The sequence below is a fragment of the Streptomyces sp. NPDC050842 genome, assembly GCF_044456565.1.
Lineage (GTDB): Bacteria > Actinomycetota > Actinomycetes > Streptomycetales > Streptomycetaceae > Streptomyces.
In genome coordinates, this window is sequence record NZ_JBITGA010000018.1 from 14,291 (window position 1) to 39,942 (window position 25,652).

The window sequence follows — 25,652 nt, forward strand, 5'->3', positions numbered from 1 at the left end:
GGGGAGGACTGGGGCCGAGGCGGCCCCGAGCCGGGGTGGGTGGTGGGCTCAGTGAGGTACGGCGTTCAGTGCGGCGCGGGCGATGTCCACGGTGGAGGTGTTGCACGTCGGCGCGGGAAAATCCTCACTGCCGAGGTCGACCTGAATGGTGAGGTTGCCATCCCGGACGGAGAGGGAGCAGGCGGTAGTGGTGTCCGACGCGCCCCGGAAGGCCTCGTCACCGAACCCGAGATCGCCCACCGCCCTCCCGCCGGCCGCCAGAGCACGGAAGGCCTCGCTCTGGACCGCCGCGCCGTCGCGAGCACCGTCGTCGTGGCGCAGGTTCCACAGCACCCGGGCACTTTGTGCCCCACCGTCCCTGCTTCCGAACCACGTGCAGCCGGTCCGAGTCTCATCGCCTGCCGAGGAGTGACGGTCGCTGCCCCGGTCCCGCGGTGGGAGGGGCAGCGCCACCGCCAGTCCGTCGCATTCCTGGAGAGCCCTGTACTTCTCCGGCGCGCTCGTGCCCCCATCGGGCCACAGACCGTACGCCGTCCCACCGAGCGCAGCTGCTGCCAGTACGCAGACGGCCACGGCCAGGACTTGGCGGGGTGCGCGGCTCGGCGGCGCGGGGTCCACCCGGGCAACGGCCGCCTCCGTGGGCAGATTTGCCCGCCGCTCCGCTGCCGTCGGGGCCGACACGGAACGGGGCGGAACCGGGGGCCTGGGGGGTGGCCCCGAGCCCTCGGTCTCAGTCGACTCTCCCCGGTCCGACGCTTCGGCCGATCCGGCCCGATCCGGCTCCTCCGCCCGATCCGGCTCCTCCGCCCGATCCGGCTGCTCCGTCCGCCCGGGGGCGTCCACGACGGTGTCGTGCGGGCCATCGAGCAGTCGGTCGATGGCGGCCCGTTGTGAGGCGATCATCCGGTAGACGGCGGGCGGCCATTGCCGTCCCACCGGCGCGACGGGTCCCAGCAGCCCGAGCAACCCCGCCGGGGTCGGCCGGGCTTCCGGGTCCTTGGCCAGGCACTGTGCCACGATCCCGCGCAGCCCGGCCGGAAGACCGCTCAGGTCCGGCTCCGCGTGGACCACGTCGTAGAGCGTCTGGAGGGTCGACGATCCCACGAACGGGCTACGGCCCGTCGCCGCCATGACCAGCACCGAGCCGAGCGAGAACATGTCACTGGCCGCCGTGAGCCTCTTCCCCTCGGCCTGCTCCGGCGACATGAAGGGCGGCGAGCCGATCACCAGGCCGGTCCGGGTCAGCCCGAGGTCCCCCAGGTGCTCCGCTCCCGTCTCCGCCGCCCGCGCGATGCCGAAGTCGATGACGCGGACGCCGTCTTCGGACAGGAGGACGTTGTCGGGCTTGAGGTCACGGTGGATGAGCCCCACTCGGTGGATCTCGGCGAGCGCCGAAGCCAGACCGGCCGCGAGTCGGCGTACCAGGTCCTCGGACAACGTCCCGACCTCCGCCACCGCGGCGCCCAGTGAGGGGCCGGCCACGTATACCGAGGCCAGCCACGGTGTCGGAGCGTCCGCATCGGAGTCCATCACGGGCGCCGTGTAGGCCCCCGAGACCTTCTGTGAGGCGGCCACCTCCCGTTGGAAGCGGGCTCGGAACCCGTCGTCGTCGGCCAGGCCAGCGTGCACCTGCTTCACCGCGACGAGCCGCCCGTCAGGCGCTGCCCCCAGCAGCACCCGTCCCATGCCGCCGCTGCCCAGCTCGGCCAACAGCCGGTACGGACCGGACGAGGCCGGATCGGAAGCCTTGAGCGGCCTCATCGCGTCGCCGCCGAAGGTTCGACGGTGCCTCGCACGTGGAACCCCTCGTCATGCCAATCGGCTTGCTGCGCAGCCGAATTCCTGCCGGACCGCACACTGATCGGATTCATTAGACGCAATCGTGGTCGACGTCGTCCACTGGCCGTCGCCGGGCAGGCGCTAGTTGTATTGGCTCGCAGCGTTGTTGACGCGGCTGATGGGTGGGTGTCCGTCGAGTGCGGTGTGGCAACGGTGGTGGTTGTAGGTGTGGAGGAAGTCTGTCAGGGCTTCGGTCCGCTCGGTGTTCGAGGTGTAGGGCCGTTGGTAGGCCCATTCGTCGAGCAGGGTGCGGTTGAAGCGTTCGACCTTGCCGTTGGTCTGGGGCCGGTAGGCGCGGGTGAGTTTGCCGGTTGCGCCGAGGTCGGCCAGGGCGGCTTTCCAGGCGAGGCCCTTGCGGTAGGCCCAGGCGTTGTCGGTGAGAACGCGTTCGATGCGGGTGATGCCGTGGGTGTGGAAGAACGTGGCCGCGCGGGTCAGGAAGGCCGCGCAGGTCGCGACCTTCTCATCGGGGTGGATCTCGCTGTAGGCCAGGCGGGAGTGGTCGTCCACGGCGGAGTGGACGTAGTCGAAACCCATCTGGCTGCGGGTGGTCCGGCCGGCCTGGCGGCCCAGGACCTTGTGGCCGCCGCCGTCAGGGATCCGGCCGAGCTTCTTCACATCGACGTGGAGGAGTTCGCCGGGACGTTCGCGTTCGTAGCGGCGGATGACGACGCCGGTCGGGCGGTCGAGCCAGGCCAGCCGGTTCAGCCGGTGCCGGGTCAGGATCCGGTGCACGGTGGATGCGGGCAGTCCCACGATCGGACCGATCCGGGCAGGCCCGAGCTTGCGCGTCCGCCGCAGGCTGCAGACCCGTTCTTCCAGGGCGGCCGCTGTCCGGTGCGGCGTCGTGCGAGGCCGGCTCGGCCGATCGGCCAGGCCCTCGTCGCCCTCGGCCTGCCACCGGCGGATCCATTTGTGGGCCGTAGCCCTGGAAATGCCCATCTCCGCGGCCACATGAGCGACCGGACGGCCTGAGCAGACACGTTCGACCAACAGTCTCCCACCGAAGACGGTCAGCCGGGCATTACGGTGGGCCGCCTGCGCACCCGATCCGGGGCCGGGACAGGGGACGGCGACACCGGCCCCGTACCCGCCGCGGCCCCGGCCACGAAGACCTCCGTGAGGTGAGTTCCTAGACAGCTCCCACCACACCGGAGGTCTTCGCCATGTTCAAGGCCAGACCAGTGTCAACAACGCTCGTGACCAATACAGCTAGGGCGTGTGGTGAACGTGCCGGATACAGCCATGGGTTGATTGATGGTCGGCGTGCGAATGACCTGACTAATCGTCTTTGGGCGTGCCCACGCACGGTCTCGTCGTGGGCCGTGGTGCTCTCCCACGCGGGTTTGTCGTCACGCGGCCGGCGGCGGGGCGCTCAGTACAGCGCCACCGCCCCGGGCCAGGCCTAGGCGGCGGCAGCGACAGCGGCGGCGGCTTCCGCGCTCAGCGCCGCCACGATCTCCTCGTCCTCGAAATCACCGGTGGGCGTGAAGCCGAGGTCCGCGTAGAGGCGCGCGGCCGGGGTGTTCGCCGGGTGGTACGAGAGCCGTATCTCCCGACAGTCCGGGAGCGCGGCGAGGCGACCCAGCAGGGTCCGCAGCGCGGCGCGGCCGATGCCCTTGCCCTGTTCGGCGGCGTCGACGACCATGCCGCCGATCCAGTGGGTGCCGTCCTCGTCGTCGTACGCCCACATGATGTGGCCCACGACCTCTTCCCCGGCACGGACCGCAAGGGAGTTCCAGAGCCCGCCCCGCTGGGAGAGCAGCAGATAGCGCGCGCCGAGCGCGGCGACGAACCTGCGCTGGTCGTCGGCGGGGGCGACGTCGGCGACGCCCCGCCAGTTCTCGTCCGTGATCTCCTCGAGGACCACGGGCAGGTCGTTCCGCCGGTCGTCCCGCCGGTCGTCCCGCCGGTCGGCGGCAGCCTTCGGCGTCCGGGCAGTAGCCCTCGTGGCACTGCCGAGGATCCTCGTCGGCGTGATGCGGACGACCACGCGGACCTCTTCCGCCGGAGCCTCCGCGTACTCCTTGCCGCCGCCCGGACCGAGGTACTCCTCGGCGATGCGGACGGCCACCGCCCGGCCGGTGTCCTCGGTGAGGGTGGCCGTGCCGCGTATTTCGACGTACAGGTCGGGGTCGGCGGGGTCGAAGATCGTCAGGCCGACGCGCGGGTCCCGGAGCATGTTCAGCGCCTTGCGCCGGCCTTGTGTGGTGGAGATCAGCAACTCGCCGCCGTCGCGACTGACCCACACCACCGAACTCTGCGGGGCGCCGTCGGGGTTGAGGGTGGCGAGCACGGCCATGTGCGGGGCGTCGAGCAGGTCGCGTACGGCGTCGTTCATCGTGGTGTTCATCTCAAGGGGCATGGTGGGGAGGCTATGCGGACGTCCGGGGATGCGCACCGGAATACCTGGGGCGGCTCAGACCCGAAGCGTCGGACCGGAAGGCCGCCCGTCGCCGACGGGACCGCGAGCGCGGACGCCGCGTAGGTACGGGGCCGGTACCGCCCGAGGGGGCACGCCTGCCTTCGCCGACATCGCCACGCGCACCACCACGGCGGCGACGAACCCGCGACAGCCCTGAATCTCCGAATCTCCGTGGATTCCGAGAAGCCGCACCACCTACGCTCCGCCCATGCGCACCGTGTTCGTGTTTCCTGCAGGTGAGCGAGCTGAGCCCGTCGCCTCACTCGATCGGCATCTGCCTCAGCAGCGCGAGCCGTGGGTTCTGGCAGGCAGCCTCTCCATCGACATCGACGATGAGCAGAGCGGCCGCCTCTTCTCTGACTGGGATCCTGACGACGTGGCGGCCGTCGAAGCGGCCATCGGTCACCACCCCACCTGGGCAGTCCGGATTGACATCTCCGGGCGGATCGATGGAACCGCAGAGGTCCACCACCTGGTCGCACTGCTGCTTGAGCACGGAGGCGTCGCGACTGACGATTACTCCGACCGTCCCTGGACTCTGCAGGAGATCGAGTCCGGGGCCGAGTTCGACGGCCTTTGCTTCTTCGGCTTCCACACCTATCACGAGCTCTACCACCAGCGCTGATCCCGAACCTGATGCCCAGGCGGTCATCGCGCGCACCGCTTGGTGGGCGGCGCGGGCCACGTCCTCTGCGCCTCCACCAGAATCAGCGCCTTACTGGTGGCCGGTCGTAACGCGGCTACTCGCCTGCACAGCTCAGCCCCTTCCAGTGGAGAGGACCGAGACCGTAGCCGCCCGTACAGGCTGTCCGTCGGGGGCAAGAAGACGTGACAGAAACCTGCTGGCCATCAAGATCACTTGGCAAACGGGCAAGATCGCCTGCCAGGGGACGCCTGACAGCCAACAGCATGTCCGCTACCAGGCAAAACAGACTGGGAGCCAACGGAGCGATGCTCGTTCGGCCTAGCATCACGCGCTCTGGTCGTGGGCCGTTCTTAGCGTGGGGTGACGCTTGCAGGGCACTGAGGAGGTCTTCTGATGAGCAGTCGCAGCGTGGTCGCCGGCATAGCTCTGGCGATCGCTTCTGTCGCCCCGTTGTCCGGCGTCGCTCATGCTCAGGATCTCGACTGCCGGGACTTCCGCTTCCAGGAAGACGCCCAGGCGGAGTTCAACCGGGACACGAGCGACCCGAACCGGCTCGATGAAGACCAGGGCCCCGATGACGGCATCGCCTGCGAAGTACTGCCTAGGCGCAGCGCGGGCACGGTGCCGCCAGTGAGCCCGAGCTCTACCGCCGTCCAGCCGGTGAATCCGAGTGCCGCCACCATTCAGCCGGTGGCCCCCGTCGTTCCGGACCCCGTCGTTCCGAGTCGCGGCACCCGGGCCGGAGTCGGCGGAGCATCCGGCCCGTCCGGTCTCAGCATGGGCGCAGGCCTGGCCTTGGCCGCCGGGGCAGCCGTGGCGGGCGGCTACCTCGCCGTCAGGCGTTCGCGTCAACGGTCTTGAACGACCTGGCCCGAGAAGAGGGTGGGGCGGCCCGCCGGTACTGCTCCCAGAGCGAAGGACGGCACCCCACGCTCCGACGGCCGCGTCCAGGGCTCCCCTGCGAGGAGCCCTGGACGCGGCCGCCCGGCGCGTGGTTGCCCTGTGGGCCTGGGCGGACGGCCATGAGGTGCGCGGCGGCGTCCCGGGCGAGCGCTGCGGGAAGCCGCTGTACCGCGGCGATCTGTAGGGCTCACGCGCCAATTGCAACCCCCGGTCACGCATTGTGACTGTGCGCGATGGATGGCCTGGGTGGACAGCTTCGATGCTCGACCTCAGGCGAGGCATGATGCGGGGGCGGACAGTGTCACAGCAACGCCGCGATGCTGTCCCGGTCCTCGGGAAGCCCGGCCGCGCGGAACCACGACCCGTTGCCGGCGATGCCGCCTGTCGCCTCGTCGGTGTCCACGAAGGCCCGCAGCAGATCGCGTTGGGCGGAGGTGAGCGGGTGGGACGGGTCGTAGCCGCCGGGGAAGGCTCTGAACAGAATCGGCCCGCGTTCGTGGTCGGTGAATGACGCACCGGCGGCGGCCACGATGGCGACGGCCACCGGCGCCACCTCATCGAACGATTCGGCCAGGGCGAGTGCGGCGCGCAGCACGGTGAACCGGAACCACCCGTCTAGCCCGGGCAGCGGCTCGGGGAACCAGCCGTCCGTCGTTCGCGGGTCCCGCAGCGCGTCGAGGAGGACGGCGAGAGCGCGTGGCCGATCGACATGGGCGGGACCGAGCGCGGCGCAGACCCGCACGGCCGGGTCGGAATCGGCGAGCAGATCCGAGGTGTCCATCCCCCACACGGCGAGCGCCCGCGCCACCCCTGCTCGCTCCCGTCGGGCCTCGCCCGGACGCGCCCGTAGCAGGGCGGCGGCCCGCGGTATCCGGTCGACGAGCCCTCGGGCGGCGAGGAGCGGCAGTGCGGCGCCGAGCGCGGCCTCACGGACGTGGGGATCGGCAGAGGTGAGGAACGGCTCGACAGCGTTGTACAGGGTGGGGCGTATGTCGCGGCACGCGTGCAGTGCGGCGAGCTCGTCCGGGTCGTGCTCGCGTCGCGTCGCGTCGTGCCAGGGCTCCCACTGCCAGTCGGTGCGGTCCTTTGCCGGATCTTCCCCATAGGCGGCTGCCTCGGCCACCTGCCTCAGCCAGACGAGCAGCTCGGCCCGTAGGCTGCGAGGCGGCCCGTTGTCCCATGGGAAATGGCCCTCGTGCTCGGCAAAGCCCATGGGGTGGCTGAGGATCGCGGCGACGAACAGCGCCGCGGGCGCGGTGACGGTGTACAGCGAGCCCTGGTGCAGTACGGCCATGTCCAACGCGGCCAACGCCTCCGACCGCACTCCGGGATCCGCGTCCACGAGGGAGCACAGAGAGACGGGTATGTCCACAGCGGGGCCGTAGGCGTGGTGGAGGGAACCCCATTCCGTCCCCGACAGCAGTTCGCGGGCCTCCGCCGGCAACCCGCTCAGGATCCGCGTCATACGGGCACTCTCGTCGTCCGTCATGCCCGCACTCTGCCAGCAGCTACCGACAACAACCCCCTTCTCGCAAGAGAGGCGCCGGTGCGGCGCCGGTCGCGGGCGAAGACGCTGTGGTCGCGCAGTACCGCTGTGCAGTCGGCGTACCGGGTGACCAGCCACGACCGCGCAGCCGCTCGTCGAGCTCCGGGGCCACGGGCACGCTGAGGTGTAGCGGCAGGCGGTCGATGGCCGCCGCTCCAGGATCGTCATGGCTCCAGGAGGAGCCTAGGACGATGTGATCCGGTACGTGAGGTGAGTGACCTGGGGGAAGTCGACCACCCGGGTGGGTTCGAGGCCGAGACCAGGTGAGACGCCGTCGAAGAGCCGGACGCCCGAGCCGAGTACGCGGGGCGCGAGGTGGATCTGGAGTTCGTCCAGCAGTCCGGCGTCGCCGAACTGTCGTACGGTGTCCGCACCTCCGGAGATCTGGACGTCTCTGTCCCCTGCGGCCTGGCGAGCCTGGGCCAGTGCGCTGCCAAGCCCTTCGGTCACAAGGTGAAGGTAGTGCCACCCTGCCGTACCCATGGTTCCCGCGGGATGTGGGTGAGGACGAAGACGGGGGCGCGGAAGGGCGGCGGGTCCGGCCAGCCGACCTCTCCTTCGGCAAACATCTGCCGCCCCATGATGTAGGCGCCGGCGCGGGAGAAGTTCTCCTGGACGATGTCGTCGTCCTGATTGTCTGCCCGCCGCCGATGCTCTGGCGCTCCCGCCGGAGTTCGACACCGAAGACCTATTCGTGGATGCGCATTCCGCCGTCACCGAGCGGGTTGTCGGGACGGGAATGGGGGCCGGCGATGAAGCCCGTCCAGGGACATGCCCAGACTGGCGAAGACCTTGCTCATGCCTGCTCCCCGGTGCTGAAGAAGCCGGTCAGGGCGGGGGCGAGGAGCTCTGGGCCGATGTTGTGCTCCTGGCCGGGGAAGACTTGCAGGGTGAAGTTGTCAGCCAGGGCGGCGAGTTCCCGCGCGCCGGTGAGCATGTGCGGGGCGCCCGCGTCCCCGCTGCCGACGAGGACGGGCACCGTCACAGACCGCCAGCGGTCGGCGGGCAGCGGCCGGCCGGATGGTGTCACCCATGACCTGGCCGTCATAAGGCAGGGTGCGGGCGGTGGCTTCCATACCTGCCCAGAAGGAGGCCTGCCGCATCCCGGCGACGGCCTCGGAGGGCATGCCCACGGCTGCGGTCATGAAGTAGGCCACGGCGTCGCCGTACGCCCCCTGCTTCACGAGGTCCGTCAGGTGGGCGACGTAGTCGGCGGGCAACGGTGGGCGGCTGGAGTCGGTGATGAAGGGCGGCTCGTACATGGCCAGCCTGGAGACGGCGCTGCCCCGGGCGACGGCCTCCAGCGCCAGTACGGCGCCGGATGACATGCCGAAGACCATCGCCTCGCCGCCCGCGCGCTCGATCAGGGCGTCCAGGTCCTCGACCTCGCGCTGTACGTCGTACTCCGGGCTGTCCCCGCTGTCGCCGCGGCCCCGGCGGTCGTACGTGATGACGGTGCAGTGCTCGGCCAGCAGGCCGGCCAGTGCGGCGGAATCGCCGCGCGTCATGAAAGCGCCGCCGACGAGCACCACCGCGGGGCCTGAGCCCTGCCGCTCGTAGGCGATGGCCGTGCCGTCGGCAGAGAAGACCTTGTCCATGAGGAACCACTCCATTCTGCATATCTGCGGGGTGTGCAGGGCCGGAAGCCCCGCACTTCGGAACTGGACGGTACAGTACCCACGCGGGTACTGGTCAGTCCAGTACTCTTCGCGGGAGGGGCAGACGCATGGAGAAGGAGCCGATGATGGACAGCCGTTCAGCGCGCAAGCACGAGGCGATCCTGGAGGCAGCGACCAGCGTTTTCCTGGACAAGGGATACGCGGGAACGAGCATGGACGACATCGCGAAGCTGGCCGCGGTGTCCAAACAGACCGTCTACAAGCACTTCTCCGACAAGGAGAAGCTCTTCGCCGACATCGTCCTGGCCACCACCGACCGGCTCGACACCACGATCGACCTGCTGGCCGACCTCCCCACCGACGATGCCAACCTGGAAGAGAACCTGACCCGGCTCGCCCGTCAGTTCCTGACCGCCCTCACCGACCCCCGAGTGATCCAGCTGCGGCGCCTGATCATCGCCAACGCCGACGTCTTCCCCGACCTGGGAACCGAGTGGTACGAGCGAGGCTTCCAACGAGGGCTCACCACGCTGGCGGCAACCTTCCAGCGCCTGGCCGACCAGGGGCTCCTCCGCATCGACGACACACTCCTGGCCGCGAACCACTTCTCCGGCCTGCTGCTGTGGATCCCGGTGAACAAGGCCATGTTCACCGGCACCGTCCAGCACACCGAGGCCGACCTCGACCGCTACGCCGCCGCCGGCGCCCGCGTCTTCCTCGCCGCCTACCGCTGACCACCGCCCCCGGCCTCGCCGACTCACGCGCATCTGCCGGGTGTAGCACCCGTCCGCAGGCCGGGCTGCAGCGACACGTTCCCACCCTGTCGGCAAACGATCGTTTTCTTGAGCCGCCCGAAGGCCGTCCTTGATGTCGGACAAGCCCAGGTGAGGCCGCGGGTGTTGCCTGGTGGATCCATCCCGCCAAGGCGAGCCGGTGCGGCACTTCCACGCGATGGCCTCAAGAGTTCGACGATGGTCGGCCCATCGCCGAACACGGACCGGATCGGCCGGGATCAACGGCTCGATCCGGTCCCACATCGCATCAGTGATCACCAACCGCACAGGCACATCCGATCAACCGACAAGCAGATCGAGGAGACACGCTTCAGGGCTGCGACAGGGCCTCCCGGACATCGTCGATGCCGAGGGCCAGGTCCGCGTGGAAACTCTGGTGCAGGTCGAAGTCCCGGGTCATGTCGACGTAGTAGCCGTCCGGCAGTGTCGACTCGGCACGCGAAAGGTCGCTGTTCAGTTCGTCGAGCTGGTGGATCATCCGGTGGGTGTCGCTCAGGGACTGCGTGAGGGCCTCGGCGAGCGAGCCGCCGGACTGAGGAGAGGTGTCGGCCCCGGGCCGGTGCAACGCGCGCAGCGCCGCCCGCACCGCCGCGCGCCGGAACTGGGCCAGGGATAGGGACGCTTCGATCCCGTCGTAGGAGACCTCGTTCGTCCAGGGGTCGTCATGGGCGAGGCCCGCCGCCAGGAAGCCGACGCGGCGCGGGACGTCGAGGTCCTTCACGGCGTCGAACATCGGCGCGGCGAGCGCGGCGTCCTGTGCCAGTGCGACCGCGAACGCCCGGGCGTCCTCCCTCCGGAACTCGTCCCTGGTGGCCCGTGTCCCGGACCTCTCGGCCTCCCGCCGGAATCGCTCTACCTGAAGGGCGAGCACCGCTCCGAGCCGCACGGCCGCCAGCTCGACCGCGGGAAACCCGCCGAGCACAGCCTCGCGGCCCTGCGCTTCGCACCGGGCGAGGCCGGCCGCGTATGCCCGCACTCCAGTTGGCGCGGGCTCGGCGAACGAGTGCGGCGCTGGTGCGCCGAAGGGCGGCACGGGGAGCGAAGGGCCGAGGTTCCACAGCGGCGGTACGGGGGCGCGGCGAGCGGTGGTCCCGTCTGCACCAAAGGAGCCGCTGACCTCGTCCAGCCCGGCCGGCAGGTCGAGTACGGGGTCCAGCGCGGCGGCCAGCTCGCCCAGCAGCTCCGCAAACCTGACGTCTGCCTCCGCGGTCCCCTCGGCCGCCGCAGACCCCTCGGCCTCCTCCGGTGCCTCGGCATCTGTGGCCTGCCGTATCCCTGTCTCCGCTTCGAGCAGCTTGCCGACGTGGCGCAGGGTGCGGTGCGCCTTCGGCATCGACAGGCCCAGCTCGTACGCGATCGCTCCCGGAGCGCAGCCGGCCAACCGGAAGGCAGTGACGTTGAGTTGGCGCTCGTTCAACTCTCTCAGCGGGGCGAGCGCCACCACCGTCCGGGCCTGCACCAGGGCGTCGGTGCTGCCCTTCCCCAGGAGGGCGGGCACCGTCCCGTGCGCTGGGCGGAGCGCTCCGACGCCGCCGCCGACGGTCATCCGGCACGTCCAGGACCGCAGCGCCTGCGCGGTGACCACGGGGGTCCTGGTGTCCTTCGCGGCCCCGACCACGTTCGCGGCCAGCAGGTCCATCCACCGTCGGGCCACTGCCATCGAGTCCTGGGCGAGTCGCGCCGCCTCCACCAGGTCCGCGCCCCGCAGCAGCGACAGGGCGACGAGCGACCCCGCATGCGCCCGGTAGTAGTCCCCGAACCCGACCCCGCTGACGGACACCGCATCCGCCGGATCTGTCGCCATTTCCCCAACTCACTTGCGCTTGACGTTACTTGTAATTTCCGTCGGAGTTCAAGGTAGAGGCTCGACGCGGGGTGACGGAAACTGCCCGGCCCTCCTGGAGTGAGGGCGGGGCAGTCACGTGGGCGGTGCGCGGCACAGCGAGACCCAGGTCAGACCACCGGGGATGGGTAGGCCGGATCCTTGAGGCGGGACACGGTCTAAGCGGCTGCGGCCGCTGCTGGCCATCGAGCCGGCCACCCGTCCGGCCGACGCGGTCGAGCGGCTGTGGATCGTGGACGGCACCCTGATCCCGGTGCGTGACCGGAAGGCCGGTGCGTCCTCACGCAACTACCGGTTCTCCTCGAACGTGCAGGTCATCATCGACGCCGACACCAAGCTGGTGGTCGCCGCGGCCCGGCCGGTGCCCGGCAAACCGCCGACGCGAGGGCCTGGCGCGACTCCGGCCTGGCCGACCAATGCGCGGGCGTAACCGTGCTGGCCGACGGCGCCTGCATCAACACCGGGCTCGTCGTCCCGCACCGCAAACGCCAAGGACGTGCCCTGCTGCCCGGCGAGGAGGAAGACAACGCCGAACACCGCAAGGTCCGGGCCCTCGTCGAGCACGCCTTCGCCCGCATGAAGCACTACAAGATCCTCCGCGACCGCCGACAGCGCGGCAACGGCCTCCACCACGCGGTCCAGGCCGTCGCCCACATGCACATCATCGCACTCGCCACATGACCAGAACGGCCACAAGCCTGGCCCTGACCTGCCCGGACACAACCTTCTGCAACACGCTTTAGCCGTCGAAGCGAAGGCGACCAAGAAGGTCTTCAAAGCCCAGTCCGCCCCACCCCTAGGTTCCTCTTGCAGCTCGTACCAATGGCAGATGCTGCCGCCGCTGTCGCTGTCCTGACCATGGCGCGCTGAAAAAGCCCCGGAGCGTGCGCTCCGGGGCTTCCCCGTTTCCGAGCCCGCTTCCCGGACGACGGGGGAATCCGGCGGGCGACTGGTCCGGTCACGACACCGGCTCCGGTACCCGCCCGGCTCGGGCCGACCAACAGCCGGGGCCGATGTGTACTCAGGGGTTGATGTCCAGTCCTCCTCCGACGGCCGGCCCGAAGGAGCCGCATTCGGGGATGGATGCCTGGGCGCCCTCTCCTTCACGGGCTGCCTGCCGTGTGGGTCCAAACATGCGGTAGACCGCTCCGCCTGGGTAACCGCAACTGGCATACGCCCGGTAGGTGTACGGCTCGTCCCAGAAGTGGCAGAGAACTTGGTATCCGTCGCTGAGTTGCCATTCGTGGCAACTCGTACGGGCGGTCAATTTCGCCTTCGCAGCCTGGGCCGAGACGGGAGTGGCCATGGGCCCGGCCATGGCCATGGCCATGGCAGCGAGGGCAACCGAGCGACGGAGCATGTGACGCCTTCCGGAGCAGTGTCAGGGGGGCAGGCTTCCTGCGGCGCCGGTTCTCCAATCCGTGACGGTCACCGATTCCTCCTACCGGCCGGAGCGTTCCGGGGCAGTTCTCAGCGCGTGCAAGGCGCACGGGCAGCGGCACATCGCGGCGTTCCTCCGGCCCCAGCCAGCCGCCGCGCTCCCCGGCATCGGCGCCGCCGCCTCACGCTCGCCCGGCCGGCTCGGCATCACCACCGTCGGCGCCGTCGCCGACACCCCGCTCGCCACTCTCCAGCGGATCCTCGGCGTCGCCACCCGGCCCCCAGGCCCGCGACCGCGCTCTCGGCATCGACGACCAGCCGATCGTCCCCGCCGGTCATGGGTGGTGCCAAGGATGGCGTACTGTTGCGCCTACCGACGCGGGGTGGAGCAGCTCGGTAGCTCGCTGGGCTCATAACCCAGAGGTCGCAGGTTCAAATCCTGTCCCCGCTACTGAATGACATGAGGCCCGGATCCACAGGATCCGGGCCTCTGTGATTATGCAGTTGCGGCATTCTCAGCAGGCTTGGGGCACTACAGGTCGAAGCTTTCGGGATCCAGGCCCCGTCCGCGAGCCGGGGGGGTTGAAACCGTCTCGTCAGCCGCCGCACTGCCCGGTACGGTCGCCCCTTGTGTGCTACTACGCCGAGAAGCCCTACAAACTGCACTACGTCTGCGTAACGTGCCGCGTCGCGTTCAAACAGCACCCGGACCTCGGCGAGCACCGCTGCCCCCGATGCTCCCGATGCTCCCTGCCGATGGTCTGTGCCGGCCGTGACTTCGCGGCACCACGACGCCGCGACATCAAGGCATGGAGCGTCGTCGCAGCGGTCCTGAATGCCGGACTGCGCTATGAAGGCCGGAGGCCATGCGGCTGCGGAAAGGAACCCAAGTTCCGCCCCCGTACCCGAGCCCAACTGCGGGCACGTCGCATCGAAGCCGCACGAACCGGCACGCCATTGGCCGAGATTCTGGGACGTCCAGACCCAGAAAAACGCCGGCATGACTTGCCCTGGCGAACCCGCCTGACCGCAAGATGATTCACGGAGCCCCGGACAGCGCCAATTTTCAGAGGTCCTCATCAGCGGGAGCTCTCACCGCAGCGTCGTAGCGCTTCCCAAGGTCGGCGTTTCGTTGGTGGCCTCCGGGACCGGGTGAGACGTCCCAGCGGCGGCAGTCACGCTGTGCGCCGGAACGCCGTATTGGGGGCGGGCCGTCCCGGCACATCGCAGAGTGCGCGACGGCTGCCAGAGGGCGGCCGACTTCGCTCTCGGCATCGGAATGTGCAGCGACTGCACCGACGCCGCGTACGCACGCTTCTGAACGGCAAAGGGGACGGCGCCACCACCTGCCCGCCCCCTCCACCTGCGGCGCCGGCGTCAGCCCCGGCAGCCGTACGCCGCGGCCACCTCCGCCAGTCCTCCAGGCCGCCGTCGGCGCCACCGCCCTCGCCCACGCGGGCGAGCAGAAGCACCCGGGCCGGCACGCCGGCGACCGCGTACGCGGCGAGCTGTGATGGCGTCCAGTACCGCGCCGACCAGCCACCGCTCGTCATGCCGGGCCTCCACGTACCGGTCGCCGATCCAGCCGAGGACCACGGCTGCGGGCCGCTCCCCCGCCGCGATAGCGGCCGCGTGCCCGGGCCAAGGTCGCCGGGTCTAGGCCGTGTTTGAAAGTGGTGCACGATGGGGTCGACCGCGTACCGATCGAAAGAAGTCTCGTGGTTGAACCCTTGCTGAAGCGCCTTGCGCCATCTCCGCTTTGTGAAGTCGCAGCAGCCGCCCGATGTCGACTCTGTCGAGTTCGCTGACTGGCGGGAGAGGATTGCGGGGGCCTTGGACGCGTTGGCCTGCGTGCTCGTGTTCGAAGAGGACCGTGCCAGGGCCAGAGCAGAGGCAGCAGCGGCGCTGGAACAGGCCGCAGAGCTTCGACGCCGACGCGAGATTTGGGGCTAGCGAGCGCTGATACTGCGGGCGGCCATCCAGATGGTGATGTCGTTGATGCTGGTCGAGGTGGTGACTTCATGCTCGTTGCGCGTGGTGTCGCGGCGGACGACTTCGTAGCCGCCGTCGCCCAGGACAGCACTGAGGAGAGCCAGACGGGGTCGTCCTCATCAGGCGATGCCCTGTGGCAGCGGGCGCAGCCTGTGAAGCATCACAGGGCAGAGGCGTGGAACTCAGGAGACCACTGCCAGCACATGGGGAGGACGTAACCAGGATTGCAGTGCGCCGACGCTGTCTGCCGCCAGGGCCCGCTCGGGCCTAGGCTCTCTCTCATGGGACACCTTGTGCGCACCGATGACGGTCGGGTCCTGGTGGCTGAGGAGTGGGGCAGCCCTTCGGGGACTGCGGTGGTTCTTTTCCATGGGACGCCCGGTACCCGTCTGGGCACCCTGCTGCCCGGGGTCGCGGCGCAGCATCCGGGTTTCCGTTTCCTCGCCTACGACCGTCCTGGCTACGGTGAGTCCGGGCGCACTGCGGGCCGTCGGGTCGCCGATGCAGCTCGGGATGCGGCGGCTGTCGCCGATGCCTTCGGCGTCGAGCAGTTCGCGGTGGTCGGCCGGTCCGGTGGGGGGCCGCACGCGCTCGCGTGCGCGGCGCTGCTGCCGGAGCGGGTCCAGGCGGCCGCCGTGCTGGTCGGGCTCGCTCCGCCGGACGCGGCTGGTCTGGACTGGTTCGCGGGTATGACGCCGTTCAACGTGCGCGAGTACGGTCTGGCCCGCGCCCATCTGGACGGGCGGAATCCCGGTGGGCTCGAAGGGGACCTGGCCGCCCGGGCCGTCGTCCTTAGGCGTGACCCGGTACGCCTCCTCGACGAGTTGCGTGCTGATCTCTCCCCGCATGACCTGCCGGTGGTCGAGGACCGCCGGGTGCGGGCGGTGCTGCTGCGTACCTACCGGGAGGCTCTGCGGGTCTCGCATCACGGCTGGCTCGACGACTGTCTGGCCTTCGTCCGCCCGTGGGGTTTCGACGTCGCCTCGGTCGCTGCGCCCGTTCTGCTGTGGCATGGTCTCGACGACGCGTTCTCGCCCGTGGCGCACACCCGTTGGCTGGCCGGTCGCATTCCCGGCGCCGAGCTTGTCCTCGCGCCGGACGCCGGTCACTTCGCCGCGCAGTTGGCGCTGCCGGACGTGCTGCGCTGGCTGGAGCGTCAGGGTGCCGGGCGCTGATACGAGGTCGAGCGGGAGCCCTTCAGTGCGTCGAGGATCCGCTCGTGGCTGTCCCCGACGACATCGCAGACGCGGACTTTGAGGTGGAGGGCTTCGACCTGGTCGACGAAGCGCTGGGAGAAGGCGCCGAGCATCGTCGTCTCGTAGGAGCCGGTGCCCACCAGGGGGAAGTTGCCCATGGTGATCAGCTGGAAGTCCTCTCCGACGGTGAGCCCGGCCTCGGTCAGTATCTCCGCCACGCCCTCGACGTCGGTCCACGGGGCGGCGTGCTGCGGGTCGTGGCCGCGCAGGACGGCTCGGCATTCGTAGGTCTCGATCACCACGGTGTGGGCGCCTCCGTTGAGCAGCCCGACCTGCCATTCGGATATGCCGCCCCGCAGGTGGCCGGTGGTCCAGTCGGCGCGCCAGCCCAGCGCCGGGCGTACGGTGCGGGCGTACTGCGCTCTGGCGAGGACCGCGCCGACCGCGACCGCGAGCAGGCTGCCCAGTGGCTCCATGTCGAGGAGCTCCAGCCGCCATGGCCATTCGGCGCGGGCCGCCACCGTCATGTTGGCCCGGACGGCCTCCCAACCAAGGACCGCCGTCAGTAGGACGAGCAGTACGATCGGCACCGTGAAGAGCACCGGGCTGCGTCGCACCCGTCGTTGAGCTTCCATCTCGTTTGCCGGCCTGCCCCGCCTGAACCTGCCCACAGTCACTCCCCCGGTTCTCGAACAACAGTCCCCCGGTCGCGCGTGCAGCACGGTCACGACAGGCTCATCGTGCCCGAACCAGGGCTCGGCCGACTAGGGCGTTTCCTTCGGGTCGTCTGACCACTGGTTGATGTGTGTCGTTGGCTGACGCCCAGTGGCGAGGATCGAGCCGTTGCTGCCGGACAGGACGCCGAAGCGGGATGGCCGTTGGCGGGATCACCGACAGGTGATCGACGCGATCGCGTTCACGTACCGCACTGGGACGCCGTGGATGGACCTGCCCGAGCACTTCGGGTCGTGGAAAGGCGCCCACAACCCCCTGCGGAGATGGGCGGCCGACGGCACCTGGGAGAAGGTCTTCACCGCCCTGCCTGCCCAGGCCGATGACGAAGGCGACCTCGACTGGGTCGTCGCGGTCGACTCCACGAGCGTCCGCGCTCATCAGCACGCCGCCGGGGCCCGTCAAAAGGGCCCCGGCCAGCGAGCCGGAGCATCATGCCCTCGGACGGTCCCGTGGCGGACTGACCACCAAGGTCCCCCCGCCGCGGACAGCCGCTGCCGCCCGCTGGCGTTCGTCATCACGCCTGGCCAGGCAGGTGACGCGCCCGCGTTCCCAAGGTGATGACCCGCCTGCGGGTGCCGCGGCCGACCGGCCGGCCCCAGGACCACACCGGATGCCGTCCTGGCCGACAAGGCCTACTCGTCCCGCGATCCGCACCCATCTCCGCCGGCGCGGGATCCGGGCAGTGATCCCGCAACCCGCCGACCAGGCCGCGAACCGCGAACCCCGCGGCAGCCACAGCGGCCGTCCGCCGGCCTTCGACCGCGAGGCCTACAAGCAGCGCCGCACCGTCGAGCGCTGCATCAACAAGCTCAAGCGGTGGCGCGGCCTCGCCACCCGCTACGACAAGACCGCCACCATCTACCTCGCCGGACTTCACATCGCCGCCCTCTTCATCTGGTCGGCGAGATGATCCAAAAGAAACCGCCAAGTCCGCCCAGGTCAGGTGGCACGTCCACGACTAGGCCGTTTCGTTTGGATCACCTGGCGGACCAGAGGAAGATGCCCGCGACGTGCAGTCCAGCCAAGTAGACAGTCGCTGTCTTCTCGTAGCCGGTGGCGATGCCCCGCCACTGCTTCAAACGGTTGATGCAGCGCTCGACGGTGTTGCGCTGCTTGTATGCCTCGCGGTCGAAGGCGGGTGCCTGCGCCCCGGCTGCCGCGCCGCAGCCGGTGGCCGCGTTGATCGGCCGGAACGGGGATGACCGCCCGGATACCGCGCTTGCGCAGGTGCTCGCGGATCACGCGGGAGGAGTACGCCTTATCGGCCAGGACCACGTCCGGCCTGGTGCGGGGCCGTCCTCGCCGTCGAGGAACGCGAAGGCGGGCCATGACGTGAGCGAAGGCGGGTGCGTCACCGGCCTGTCCGGCGGTGAGCACGAAGGCCAGTGGCCGGCAGTGGGCATCGGAGGCCAGGTGGATCTTTGTGGTCAGTCCGCCGCGGGACCGGCCGATGGCGTGGTCTGCCGGTTCGCCGGCTGGGGCCCCTTTTTGCGGGCCCCGGCCGCATGTTGGTGTGCGCGCACGATGGTCGAGTCCACCGAGACGGCCCAGTTGAGGTCGTCGTCGGCGTCGGCCTGTGCGACCAGCGCGGTGAACACCCGCTCCCACGTGCCGTCGATGGCCCACATTCGCAGCCGGTTGTAGACGCCTCGCCAGTTGCCGTAATTCTCGGGGAGGTGGATCCACTGCGATCCCGTCTGGAACTTCCAGGCGATCGCGTCGATCACTTCTCGATGATCCCGCCACCGGCCACCCCGCCGTGGTGTCCGATCTGGGAGTAACGGCTCGATTCGCGCCCACTGCGCGTCAGTCAACGGCACACACGAACAACGACTGGCGGGGCTGGTTGGAACGGTGCCGCTGTCAGGCGGTCGGCCCAGTGCGGAGTCGCCGCGCGTCCCGCACGAGCGTGTACGAAGCGCTGAGGAAGATCACGGCTCCAGCCACGAGCCAGAGAACCGATGCCCCAGAGCGGTACTCACGAACGGCAAGAACGAGCAGCATCACGCTGGCAAGGACGCCGAAGGCCGAGATCAGAGCACTGATGCGGTGAGTCACACGGACATCATCAACGACAACCCCGGCCAGCGGAAGTGATCCAAACGAACCGACCTAGGTCAGTGACGCCCGAAATGGGGGTTCCGGTAGTTCTCGCGGAAAAAGCGACGCTAAGCCTGGAAGGCGGGGCGGTGGCCCGTTGCCGGGCGCAGGATGGCACCTCGGCGGCGCCGGCGTCACCGACGAGTCCATGCTCTCCATGGCCCTCCACCTGCGCGACCGGGAGATGAGCCTGCGTGACATCGCCATCCGGCTCGTGTCATCACCACGGGCAGGAAGAAGGGACAGGACCCCTCGCCCGCGACCGCCATGCGGATGCTGCGGGAGCACGACGAGCAGACGGCCGCGAAACCGCTCCAGCGGCGGCTCCCGCGCCGCGGGCCCGAATCCGGGCCCGTCGGCGCGGGCGTTCGCGCGAACAGCCTGACAGTCAGTTCCAGCGCAGCAGGTACGTCAGGTGATGCGGAGCGTCGGCGGGCTCCTCCACGTCGGCGATCTTCACCGGCTCGCCGCCGGGGACGAAGTCGGCACGGAACAGTCCCGTCTTGCCGTTCTCGCCCTCGGAGAGGAACGCGAAGCTCTTGCCGTCCGGGGCGAGGACCGGGTCCGAGTTGGAGCGGTCGTTCGCCGGGATCAGCTCCTCGGTCTTCACGACCTTCTTGTAGTCGGCCGAGAAGGTGATCTGCTGGAACTCGTCACAGACCAGGGTGGTGGCGTCCCGCCAGAAGACCGGCGTGCAGTCGAGCTCCGGGGCGTCGAGGCCCGCCGTCTCGATCGGTTCCAGGAAGTCGCCCGCGCCGACGCGGCCCTCGGCCTTGACGCGGGAGAGCCACATGCTGTCGCCCCCGGCCACGATCCCCCCGTCCGGGGCGGCCACGTAGTCGCCGTCATCGGTGGCCAGCACGGTCGTCGCGGTGGGCCCGTCCTGCTTCATCAGATCGCCGAGCTTCTCGTAGGCGACCCTCTCCTCGGACGTCAGGCCCGCCTTCGGGTCGCGGGAGGCGACGTCGTCGCTGGACTGGAAGTCGTGCTCCCCCATGTCGTACCAGAGCCGGCCGGTGACCGGGTGGAAGGCCACCCCCCGGTTCTTCGGGCGCTTGCTGAAGGCGTCCGGGTCGGGCGCGCCGACCTCCTTGCCGGTGGCGACGTCCCAGGCGCCGGCCCGCGACATGCCCTTCATGCCGGCGACGAGCGTGTAGTCCTTGTTGAAGGCGAGGGCGACCTGGTGCTGCGGACCCCCGCTCTCGCTGGTGGGGCAGCCACGCGCCGGCTCCACGCCGTTCGGCAGGACGGTGCTGCGCGTGGCCACGATCGAGCCGTCCTTGAGGGAGAGCGACTCCACGGTCAGCGCGTAGTCCCACCCGCCGCCGCCATACTCGATCTTGTGGCAGAAGGAGAGGGTGACGGTGTTCGGCTGCGCCAGCGACGCCGTCTTGACGTCGCCGCCCCCGGCCTCGCCCTTCCCGCCCCCGGCGCCGCCGGAACCGGAACTTCCGACCGTGGTCGGGTCCGTGCCTCCACCGCAGGCGGCGAGCAGCAGCGCGGCACTCGCCGCGAGTCCGGCCTTGGCAATACGTCGTCCCATGTCAGGAACCCCCGTGCAGATCGCGGCGCCGGGTCGGACCCGGCCTCGCAGTCGAACTCGGGGAACGCCCGCCGCCGTTGACAGTGTCTTATCAATAGGCTGAAGCAGACGATCATTAAAACAGGCCGGGTCGGCGCTACCGAATCCAGTGTCTGGGGCCCGTCCGGTGAACAGCTCGGCACGGGCCAGGAGATCGCGCCGCCCGACCCGGACGCCTTCACCGAGCGCGTGAAGAAGACGGGTGCCGCCTCGGATCTGGTACGCGGAGCAGCCCCATGGCTTCGAGTCGAACGACCCCGTCGTCTCGCGTGACCCGAAGGCCGGCTACGCGACCGAAGAGCGGACCTCCTTCGAGAACATCCCGGCCTCCTCAAGAAGGACGGCGCGACCATGGCGACCATCCTTGCGACGAACGACGTCAACGGCCCCGCCACTCCCACCACGACGATCGTGGCCACCAGCAACATGGACGGTGTGACCCTGAACCGCGTCGGGGGTGAGGGCCACGTCGGCTCTGACTCCGCTCCTCCAGCCGAAGCACCCCCGCTTCCACGGGCCGAACTGTCAGCCACACCCCACCCGGTACGGGTCAATTCCAGGCAACTTCCCCACGGTCCACTCACCCGACAACCGTCACTCAGCGTGCAAGCTCCACGGAAAGTGAGCCAGAACCCGAGAAATGACGGCAGTGCTGTGTCGCCCAGACGGGCGGGGCGATCGACGTCCGTGACGGGACTCCGCCGCCCGAGTGCAGCTGCTCATGACCGGGACGAGGGTGCGAAGATGCGTTCGTGGTGACAGATGCCGAGTGGGCTCGGATTCGGAGGAGGCTGCGCTTCGGGCAAGTTTTCGAGGGCACCGTCGTGAAGCTCCCCGACCCGGGGCGATCGGGATCTTCGTGAACATCGGCCTGAGCGTCGGAGGCTTCGTCGACGTCCTGTTGCTTCCGGAACAAAGCGATGACTGGCCGACGGAGGGCACGGTTGCGGATTTCGAGATCTGGTGGGCAGGCAGCCGTCAGCAGATCCGGCTGAAGCCGTCCGATTCTCGGTATCTCCGGAACGACTTCACAGACTTCATGGGACGTTTCCGTCCCAATTGGCCATCCGAGGTGGGTCAGCCCGTTCGTGATCCCGGGGCCCCGGCTCTCGATGAGGTGTGGTCCGCACTGCGACCTGATGGGCCGTCGGACGGCTCCCGGTGAGTCCTGGTGAGGTGGCCGACTGTCGTGGCGGGAGCTAGTGCCGTGACCGCATAGGTTCGCTGGGTTGCCGGTTGAGACGGGTGGCCCGGTGCGCTCTCGAGCTTGGCGGCGACGAAGGCTTCGTCGTCATCACTGAGCAGGCGGGGGGGGATGGCCTCCCGCCCACCGAGGGGCCAGGCAGGCCAGGCCGATCTCGTTCGAAGCGGTGGATGACATCGCGGACGGTGTCCTCGCCGGCGGCCACGAGACGGGCGATGACCGGGACGGTGTTGCCGCCCGCAGAGGTCAGCAGGATCATCGCCCGCCGGTAGCTCACGCTGTTCGTGCTGCCCCGCCGGACGATCTGCTGCAGCTACTGCCCCTCGTAGTCGGCGATCCTGCGGACTTGAACCCGTCGTGTCACCACCTTTCCTGACGCTGGATCGGGTCGGTCGATCCCACTCGATGGCATGAGCGGCCAGACAGGACACCCGTGAACCGGTGAACCTTCCCGGGCGCAGCACAATCGTGTTGACCGCCCCGGCAGGCAGTGCTTGAGTCGGCGCGTGGACAGCATTTCTGCCAACCGGCGGTTCTGGAACCAGATCAGCAGCGCCTACCAGCACGAGCATGACCCGCAGATCGGCGCAGCGCCCCGGCTGTGGGGCACGTACGCCATCCCCGACGCGCACCTGCACGCCCTGGGCGACGTCACCGGCAAGCGCGTCCTCGAGCTCGGCTGCGGCGCCGGCCAGTGGTCCAGGGCGCTCGCCGCTGACGGCGCCACCGTGGTCGGGCTCGACCTGTCCGAAGCCCAGCTCGCCGCTGCAGCTCGCGCGATGGGAGCGACCCGCTACCCGCTGGTACAAGGCTCCGCCGAACACCTCCCGTTCGCCGCCGACAGCTTCGACCTGGTGTTCTGTGACTACGGCGGACTTAGCTGGGCGCCCCCGCACCTGGCCGTCCCGCAGGCCGCACGCATCCTGCGCCGCGGTGGGCGCCTGGTGTTCAACGTCGCCAGCCCATGGTTCGAAGCCTGCTACGACGAAGCCGCCGGCCGCGTAACCACGACGCTGCACCAGGACTACTTCGGGCTGGACACCATCGCCGAAGGTCAGGGCGCGGTCAGCTATCAGCGCACCTACGGCAACTGGATCAAGGTCCTGCGCGGCGCAGGTCTCGTCATCGACGACCTCATCGAGCCACGGCCCGAACCCGGAACAGTCAACGGCTACAACCAAACCGAACCGCCTGACTGGGCACACCGCTGGCCGGCAGAAATGCTCTGGGTAACCCACAAACCGTAAGCACCGCCGCACCGAGACGTGGCGGTATCCCCGTATCCCCTCCCCGGTGGGCCCTAGAAGGTCCGGTCCCACGTGCCATCCGTCGACCATGATGCCGATCTCGAATTTTGGCTCGGGCCGAAGTTTCGTGAAGCGCCAGGTCGTCGGAGTGGAGGTGGCTGGGATCCAGCGGCCCCCTTCGTGGGTCGCTACCCAGCAGCCACAACCATGCCGGCCGTGACCTGAGGACGGTTGGGGAGCAGCGACGCGAGGTTGTCCCTCACGAAGTCCGCCGCTCGCTCGATCGACTCTTCGGCCCCGGACTGGTCTTCAAAGACGCTGGTAGAGACCATCACTCCGTCCCCGGCGTCCACCCAGTAGTAGGCCACGAAGCCGGGGACTCGGCGGAGGAGAGGCACGAATCCCTCATCCACTCGGCGTCCCGCCTCGGCAGAGTCAGTCACTCCTTCGTAACGCCGAATTACTGCGTACACAGCTGATCTCCTCACGGATTCCAAGGTCACCTTGTGCGAAGCGACCTACCCCCACCGAGCGGCTTTCGCTCGGGGGACGCCCGGAAGTGACCCGTATAGGCGCACCGGTGATGCAAACCGGGGATCTGCTGTGGCCAGGGCTGGGCGAACCGGGACATCACGGAAGTCCGGTCAGAGCCCGAATCTTCCCCCGTGGGGGGCGGGAAGCAGAAGGACTCACCGATCGCTGGAGCGGTGAGTCCTTGAGCATGTGGCGAATCAGTGTGACGAGACGAAGCCCGCTGACTGGTCGAGGTGGAATGGTGAGCCGGGGCTCTCGGGCGTCCAGCCGTCGTGGAGAGCGGTGCGGATGCTGTCAGCCACCTGGCCAGGCAGGATCGGGCTGCCTTGTATTCCGAACCAGTTGCTCGGGTGCGGCTGGTTGGTAGTGACCACCTGTGTGGTGCCGGGAGTGCCGACGTGTTCGACCGCGTAGGTGAGGGGTGGCCAGACCAGGCCCTGGTCGTAGGTCGGCCGTCCGCGAAGTCGCCACCGGTAGGTGGTGCCGTCGACGGTGATGAGCCGCGATCCCTTTTTGACCAGTGCCATGTTCACATCCTTTCCCATGTGCCATGAGTGAACGGCCGCTGATCGTGCCCTGCCGATTTCCTCGGACGGTGTCAGCTTCTACGCATGGGGATCACGTCCCGGCTTGCTGCTGGGATAGTGGGTCGCGCGGCCTCGGGAGTGGCCAGCAGAGCGACGATGGTGACGGGCTTGTCGCAGTGCGGGCAGTTCCGGACCTCCATGGGTGCGAGTGGCGTCGGGTCTGGCGACGCTGGCGTCATCGGTTCGCCGTCAGAGACGTCGGCGGCTTCATCACGTTCGCGGCGTCGACGCCGAGCGGCTCCTGCTTTGCAGCGAGGGGCGGCAGTAGGTGTGCCGGGCAGCCGTATGGCGGTTGACCCGCCGACGCGACCGGTCACCGGTGGCCGTGATAGGCCAGGTTCGCGGCCAGAGCGGCCGTGGGCAGGCAGAAGAACACGAACCAGGGGCCCAACACATAGTCGCGGACCCGGAGATGGGCCCAGAGGGCGCCGATGAAGTACAACACGAGACCGGCAGCGGCGAGCACCCCCAGCACCGGCACGGCAAACCCGGCCAGCAGCCCCAGGGCGCCCGCCCCCAGCAGTGTCCCGAGCGGTCGCATCCAGGAGTGGGGCACGCCCAACTTGTCCGCCTGGCTCTTCGGGTAGTCGTGTCCGATGAGGTTGGCGACGGCGGCCGCGCCATTGACGACCGAAGCGAGGAGGGTGGCGACGAGGTAGGTGGCGAACACGTGGGTCTCCTTCATTCTGCGCGCGAAACGACTGCTGGGTGTTCACCACATGGACGAATCGGTGCCCCTGGAACGTGACATGCCAGGGGCCGCGGGCCTCTCCCGGACCACGATCGCCTCTGGCGCGGCGCGTCGCCGCGTGCGCGTGACATCGCAGCGCCCCGTGACCATCGAAGCTCGCCCGCGCTGCGATCGTCTATGACGGGGCGAGCCGGTCGGCTGGTCGGCCGTGGCGGCGCGCTCGGGCACGTCCTTCGCGTACAACGGACGCCGACGTCGATCTCGCCTGGGGGAGCGACGCTGTCAACGTGGCAACACCCTCGGCGGTTTCTGGCTCCGCCTTATCAACCTGATCCACCGGGACCCACACTCCTGACGTCGTGGGCCTGTTGTTTCCTCATCCCCCGACTTCACAAGATCGCCGCAGCCGCCCTCAGCGGAGCAGGAAACCAGAGTCGTTGCCTGAAATTCCGTACCAGAATTCCTTGTCTACCTTCGATGTAAAGACGTAGGGGCGCTGCGACGCCTTCGGTTTAGGCGAGCACCGGCAGCGGTCGCCATCAGGCGTGCGGGACAGATCGCCCGCGGCCGGTGGTCTCCTGCTCGTCCCATCAGGGGACCCACCGCGAGAGCGAAGGGCACTGGGCACGAACCTGAGCGCCGGCCGCCGGGGAGCACCACGTCGTCAAGCTGCGGCACCTGGCCGTGGCCGCCGTCGTGAATGAGCAGCGCGAGGTTCTGATGTGCGGACCACGAACTGCTCGTCGACCTGAGCAAAACTCAGAGGGACGCCCCACCTCCGGGCAGGGC

The 25,652-nt window shown here is 69.3% G+C and carries 19 protein-coding genes, 1 tRNA gene and 6 pseudogenes; 9 read left to right on the plus strand and 17 right to left on the minus strand.

Annotated features, from left to right (window positions below; all coding sequences use genetic code 11):
- Positions 1-48: 48 nt before the first annotated feature.
- From ACIBG6_RS37855 to ACIBG6_RS37870, 4 genes and pseudogenes are all read right to left on the minus strand, one after another.
- A complete protein-coding gene (locus ACIBG6_RS37855; protein WP_399227314.1) occupies positions 49-1,761 on the minus strand; it encodes a protein kinase in 1,713 nt (570 codons plus the stop codon).
- Positions 1,762-1,920: 159 nt separating this feature from the next.
- Positions 1,921-2,877 (minus strand): annotated as a pseudogene (locus ACIBG6_RS37860) (IS481 family transposase); the annotation flags it as partial.
- A gap of 367 nt (positions 2,878-3,244) precedes the next feature.
- Complete coding sequence (locus ACIBG6_RS37865; RefSeq protein WP_399227361.1) at positions 3,245-3,715, minus strand: GNAT family N-acetyltransferase; 471 nt, start codon at positions 3,713-3,715, stop codon at positions 3,245-3,247.
- Positions 3,716-3,808: 93 nt separating this feature from the next.
- A pseudogene (locus tag ACIBG6_RS37870) lies at positions 3,809-4,204 on the minus strand (PPOX class F420-dependent oxidoreductase); the annotation flags it as partial.
- A 268-nt stretch (positions 4,205-4,472) separates the two neighbouring features.
- Here ACIBG6_RS37870 and ACIBG6_RS37875 point away from each other — a divergent pair.
- Positions 4,473-4,889, plus strand: a complete 417-nt coding sequence (locus ACIBG6_RS37875) for a hypothetical protein (protein ID WP_399227315.1) — start codon at positions 4,473-4,475, stop codon at positions 4,887-4,889.
- A 414-nt stretch (positions 4,890-5,303) separates the two neighbouring features.
- Positions 5,304-5,771 (plus strand): excalibur calcium-binding protein, encoded by a 468-nt coding sequence (locus ACIBG6_RS37880; RefSeq protein WP_399227316.1) that lies wholly within the window; start codon positions 5,304-5,306, stop codon positions 5,769-5,771.
- Between the two features lie 343 nt (positions 5,772-6,114).
- On the opposite strand, the gene ACIBG6_RS37885 is transcribed toward ACIBG6_RS37880, so the two are convergent.
- The 4 genes from ACIBG6_RS37885 to ACIBG6_RS37900 form a co-directional block, all read right to left on the minus strand.
- Positions 6,115-7,302 carry a HEAT repeat domain-containing protein gene (locus ACIBG6_RS37885; RefSeq protein ID WP_399227317.1) on the minus strand — a complete coding sequence of 396 codons (1,188 nt, stop codon included), beginning with the start codon at positions 7,300-7,302 and terminating at the stop codon, positions 6,115-6,117.
- A gap of 240 nt (positions 7,303-7,542) precedes the next feature.
- Positions 7,543-7,809 (minus strand): dihydrofolate reductase family protein, encoded by a 267-nt coding sequence (locus tag ACIBG6_RS37890; protein WP_399227318.1) that lies wholly within the window; start codon positions 7,807-7,809, stop codon positions 7,543-7,545.
- Positions 7,810-8,155: 346 nt separating this feature from the next.
- The gene (locus ACIBG6_RS37895; RefSeq protein WP_399227319.1) at positions 8,156-8,296 is read right to left on the minus strand and encodes a hypothetical protein; all 141 of its coding nucleotides are present in this window, start codon (positions 8,294-8,296) and stop codon (positions 8,156-8,158) included.
- Complete coding sequence (locus ACIBG6_RS37900; RefSeq protein ID WP_399227320.1) at positions 8,259-8,972, minus strand: alpha/beta fold hydrolase; 714 nt, start codon at positions 8,970-8,972, stop codon at positions 8,259-8,261. The genes ACIBG6_RS37895 and ACIBG6_RS37900 overlap by 38 nt, the downstream gene beginning before the upstream one ends.
- 113 nt (positions 8,973-9,085) lie before the next feature.
- Between ACIBG6_RS37900 and ACIBG6_RS37905 the strand changes: the two genes are divergently transcribed.
- Complete coding sequence (locus ACIBG6_RS37905) at positions 9,086-9,712, plus strand: TetR/AcrR family transcriptional regulator (RefSeq protein WP_399227321.1); 627 nt, start codon at positions 9,086-9,088, stop codon at positions 9,710-9,712.
- A 180-nt stretch (positions 9,713-9,892) separates the two neighbouring features.
- On the opposite strand, the pseudogene ACIBG6_RS37910 reads toward ACIBG6_RS37905, so the two are convergent.
- Both ACIBG6_RS37910 and ACIBG6_RS37915 read right to left on the minus strand, forming a co-directional pair.
- Positions 9,893-10,045: pseudogene (locus ACIBG6_RS37910) on the minus strand (transposase); the annotation flags it as partial.
- A 37-nt stretch (positions 10,046-10,082) separates the two neighbouring features.
- A complete protein-coding gene (locus ACIBG6_RS37915; protein ID WP_399227322.1) occupies positions 10,083-11,576 on the minus strand; it encodes a hypothetical protein in 1,494 nt (497 codons plus the stop codon).
- 199 nt (positions 11,577-11,775) lie between these two features.
- Here ACIBG6_RS37915 and ACIBG6_RS37920 point away from each other — a divergent pair.
- The 3 genes and pseudogenes from ACIBG6_RS37920 to ACIBG6_RS37930 form a co-directional block, all read left to right on the plus strand.
- Positions 11,776-12,296, plus strand: a pseudogene (locus ACIBG6_RS37920) (transposase family protein); the annotation flags it as partial.
- 1,076 nt (positions 12,297-13,372) lie between these two features.
- Positions 13,373-13,446 (plus strand) — tRNA-Met (locus ACIBG6_RS37925).
- Between the two features lie 1,822 nt (positions 13,447-15,268).
- On the plus strand, positions 15,269-16,162 hold the full coding sequence (locus ACIBG6_RS37930) for an alpha/beta fold hydrolase (RefSeq protein WP_399227324.1): 894 nt from the start codon (positions 15,269-15,271) through the stop codon (positions 16,160-16,162).
- On the opposite strand, the gene ACIBG6_RS37935 is transcribed toward ACIBG6_RS37930, so the two are convergent.
- Positions 16,144-16,800: a hypothetical protein gene (locus ACIBG6_RS37935; protein ID WP_399227325.1), complete on the minus strand. Its 657-nt coding sequence runs from the start codon at positions 16,798-16,800 to the stop codon at positions 16,144-16,146. The two genes, ACIBG6_RS37930 and ACIBG6_RS37935, sit on opposite strands and share 19 nt — an antisense overlap.
- Positions 16,801-17,008: 208 nt before the next feature.
- On the opposite strand from ACIBG6_RS37935, the gene ACIBG6_RS37940 reads away from it, so the two are divergent.
- Together ACIBG6_RS37940 and ACIBG6_RS37945 are read left to right on the plus strand one after the other, a co-directional pair.
- Positions 17,009-17,476, plus strand: a complete 468-nt coding sequence (locus ACIBG6_RS37940; RefSeq protein WP_399227326.1) for an IS5 family transposase — start codon at positions 17,009-17,011, stop codon at positions 17,474-17,476.
- A gap of 124 nt (positions 17,477-17,600) precedes the next feature.
- Complete coding sequence (locus ACIBG6_RS37945) at positions 17,601-17,828, plus strand: hypothetical protein (protein WP_399227327.1); 228 nt, start codon at positions 17,601-17,603, stop codon at positions 17,826-17,828.
- A 67-nt stretch (positions 17,829-17,895) separates the two neighbouring features.
- On the opposite strand, the pseudogene ACIBG6_RS37950 reads toward ACIBG6_RS37945, so the two are convergent.
- From ACIBG6_RS37950 to ACIBG6_RS37960, 3 genes and pseudogenes are all read right to left on the minus strand, one after another.
- Positions 17,896-18,738 (minus strand): annotated as a pseudogene (locus tag ACIBG6_RS37950) (IS5 family transposase).
- Positions 18,739-19,406: 668 nt separating this feature from the next.
- The gene (locus tag ACIBG6_RS37955; RefSeq protein WP_399227328.1) at positions 19,407-20,561 is read right to left on the minus strand and encodes a hypothetical protein; all 1,155 of its coding nucleotides are present in this window, start codon (positions 20,559-20,561) and stop codon (positions 19,407-19,409) included.
- A 1,313-nt stretch (positions 20,562-21,874) separates the two neighbouring features.
- Positions 21,875-22,117 (minus strand): annotated as a pseudogene (locus ACIBG6_RS37960) (transposase); the annotation flags it as partial.
- A 193-nt stretch (positions 22,118-22,310) separates the two neighbouring features.
- Here ACIBG6_RS37960 and ACIBG6_RS37965 point away from each other — a divergent pair.
- A complete protein-coding gene (locus tag ACIBG6_RS37965; protein ID WP_399227329.1) occupies positions 22,311-23,051 on the plus strand; it encodes a class I SAM-dependent methyltransferase in 741 nt (246 codons plus the stop codon).
- Positions 23,052-23,239: 188 nt separating this feature from the next.
- Here the strand turns inward: ACIBG6_RS37965 and ACIBG6_RS37970 are convergent, their stop codons facing one another.
- From ACIBG6_RS37970 to ACIBG6_RS37980, 3 genes are all read right to left on the minus strand, one after another.
- Entirely contained in the window at positions 23,240-23,464 is a 225-nt protein-coding gene (locus ACIBG6_RS37970) for a hypothetical protein (protein WP_267047436.1), read from the minus strand.
- Positions 23,465-23,782: 318 nt separating this feature from the next.
- The gene (locus ACIBG6_RS37975) at positions 23,783-24,112 is read right to left on the minus strand and encodes a hypothetical protein (RefSeq protein ID WP_399227331.1); all 330 of its coding nucleotides are present in this window, start codon (positions 24,110-24,112) and stop codon (positions 23,783-23,785) included.
- A gap of 373 nt (positions 24,113-24,485) precedes the next feature.
- A complete protein-coding gene (locus ACIBG6_RS37980; RefSeq protein WP_399227332.1) occupies positions 24,486-24,842 on the minus strand; it encodes a DoxX family protein in 357 nt (118 codons plus the stop codon).
- Positions 24,843-25,652: the final 810 nt, after the last annotated feature.

Excerpts from the sequence above, each read along its gene's own strand:
- ACIBG6_RS37855 (WP_399227314.1), bottom strand. The coding sequence starts at position 1,761 with ATGAGGCCGCTCAAGGCTTCCGATCCGGCCTCGTCCGGTCCGTACCGG.
- ACIBG6_RS37875 (WP_399227315.1), top strand. The coding sequence starts at position 4,473 with ATGCGCACCGTGTTCGTGTTTCCTGCAGGTGAGCGAGCTGAGCCCGTC.
- ACIBG6_RS37880 (WP_399227316.1), top strand. The coding sequence starts at position 5,304 with ATGAGCAGTCGCAGCGTGGTCGCCGGCATAGCTCTGGCGATCGCTTCT.
- ACIBG6_RS37885 (WP_399227317.1), bottom strand. The coding sequence starts at position 7,302 with ATGACGGACGACGAGAGTGCCCGTATGACGCGGATCCTGAGCGGGTTG.
- ACIBG6_RS37895 (WP_399227319.1), bottom strand. The coding sequence starts at position 8,296 with ATGCTCACCGGCGCGCGGGAACTCGCCGCCCTGGCTGACAACTTCACC.
- ACIBG6_RS37900 (WP_399227320.1), bottom strand. The coding sequence starts at position 8,972 with ATGGAGTGGTTCCTCATGGACAAGGTCTTCTCTGCCGACGGCACGGCC.
- ACIBG6_RS37905 (WP_399227321.1), top strand. The coding sequence starts at position 9,086 with ATGGAGAAGGAGCCGATGATGGACAGCCGTTCAGCGCGCAAGCACGAG.
- ACIBG6_RS37915 (WP_399227322.1), bottom strand. The coding sequence starts at position 11,576 with ATGGCGACAGATCCGGCGGATGCGGTGTCCGTCAGCGGGGTCGGGTTC.
- ACIBG6_RS37930 (WP_399227324.1), top strand. The coding sequence starts at position 15,269 with ATGGGACACCTTGTGCGCACCGATGACGGTCGGGTCCTGGTGGCTGAG.
- ACIBG6_RS37955 (WP_399227328.1), bottom strand. The coding sequence starts at position 20,561 with ATGGGACGACGTATTGCCAAGGCCGGACTCGCGGCGAGTGCCGCGCTG.
- ACIBG6_RS37975 (WP_399227331.1), bottom strand. The coding sequence starts at position 24,112 with ATGGCACTGGTCAAAAAGGGATCGCGGCTCATCACCGTCGACGGCACC.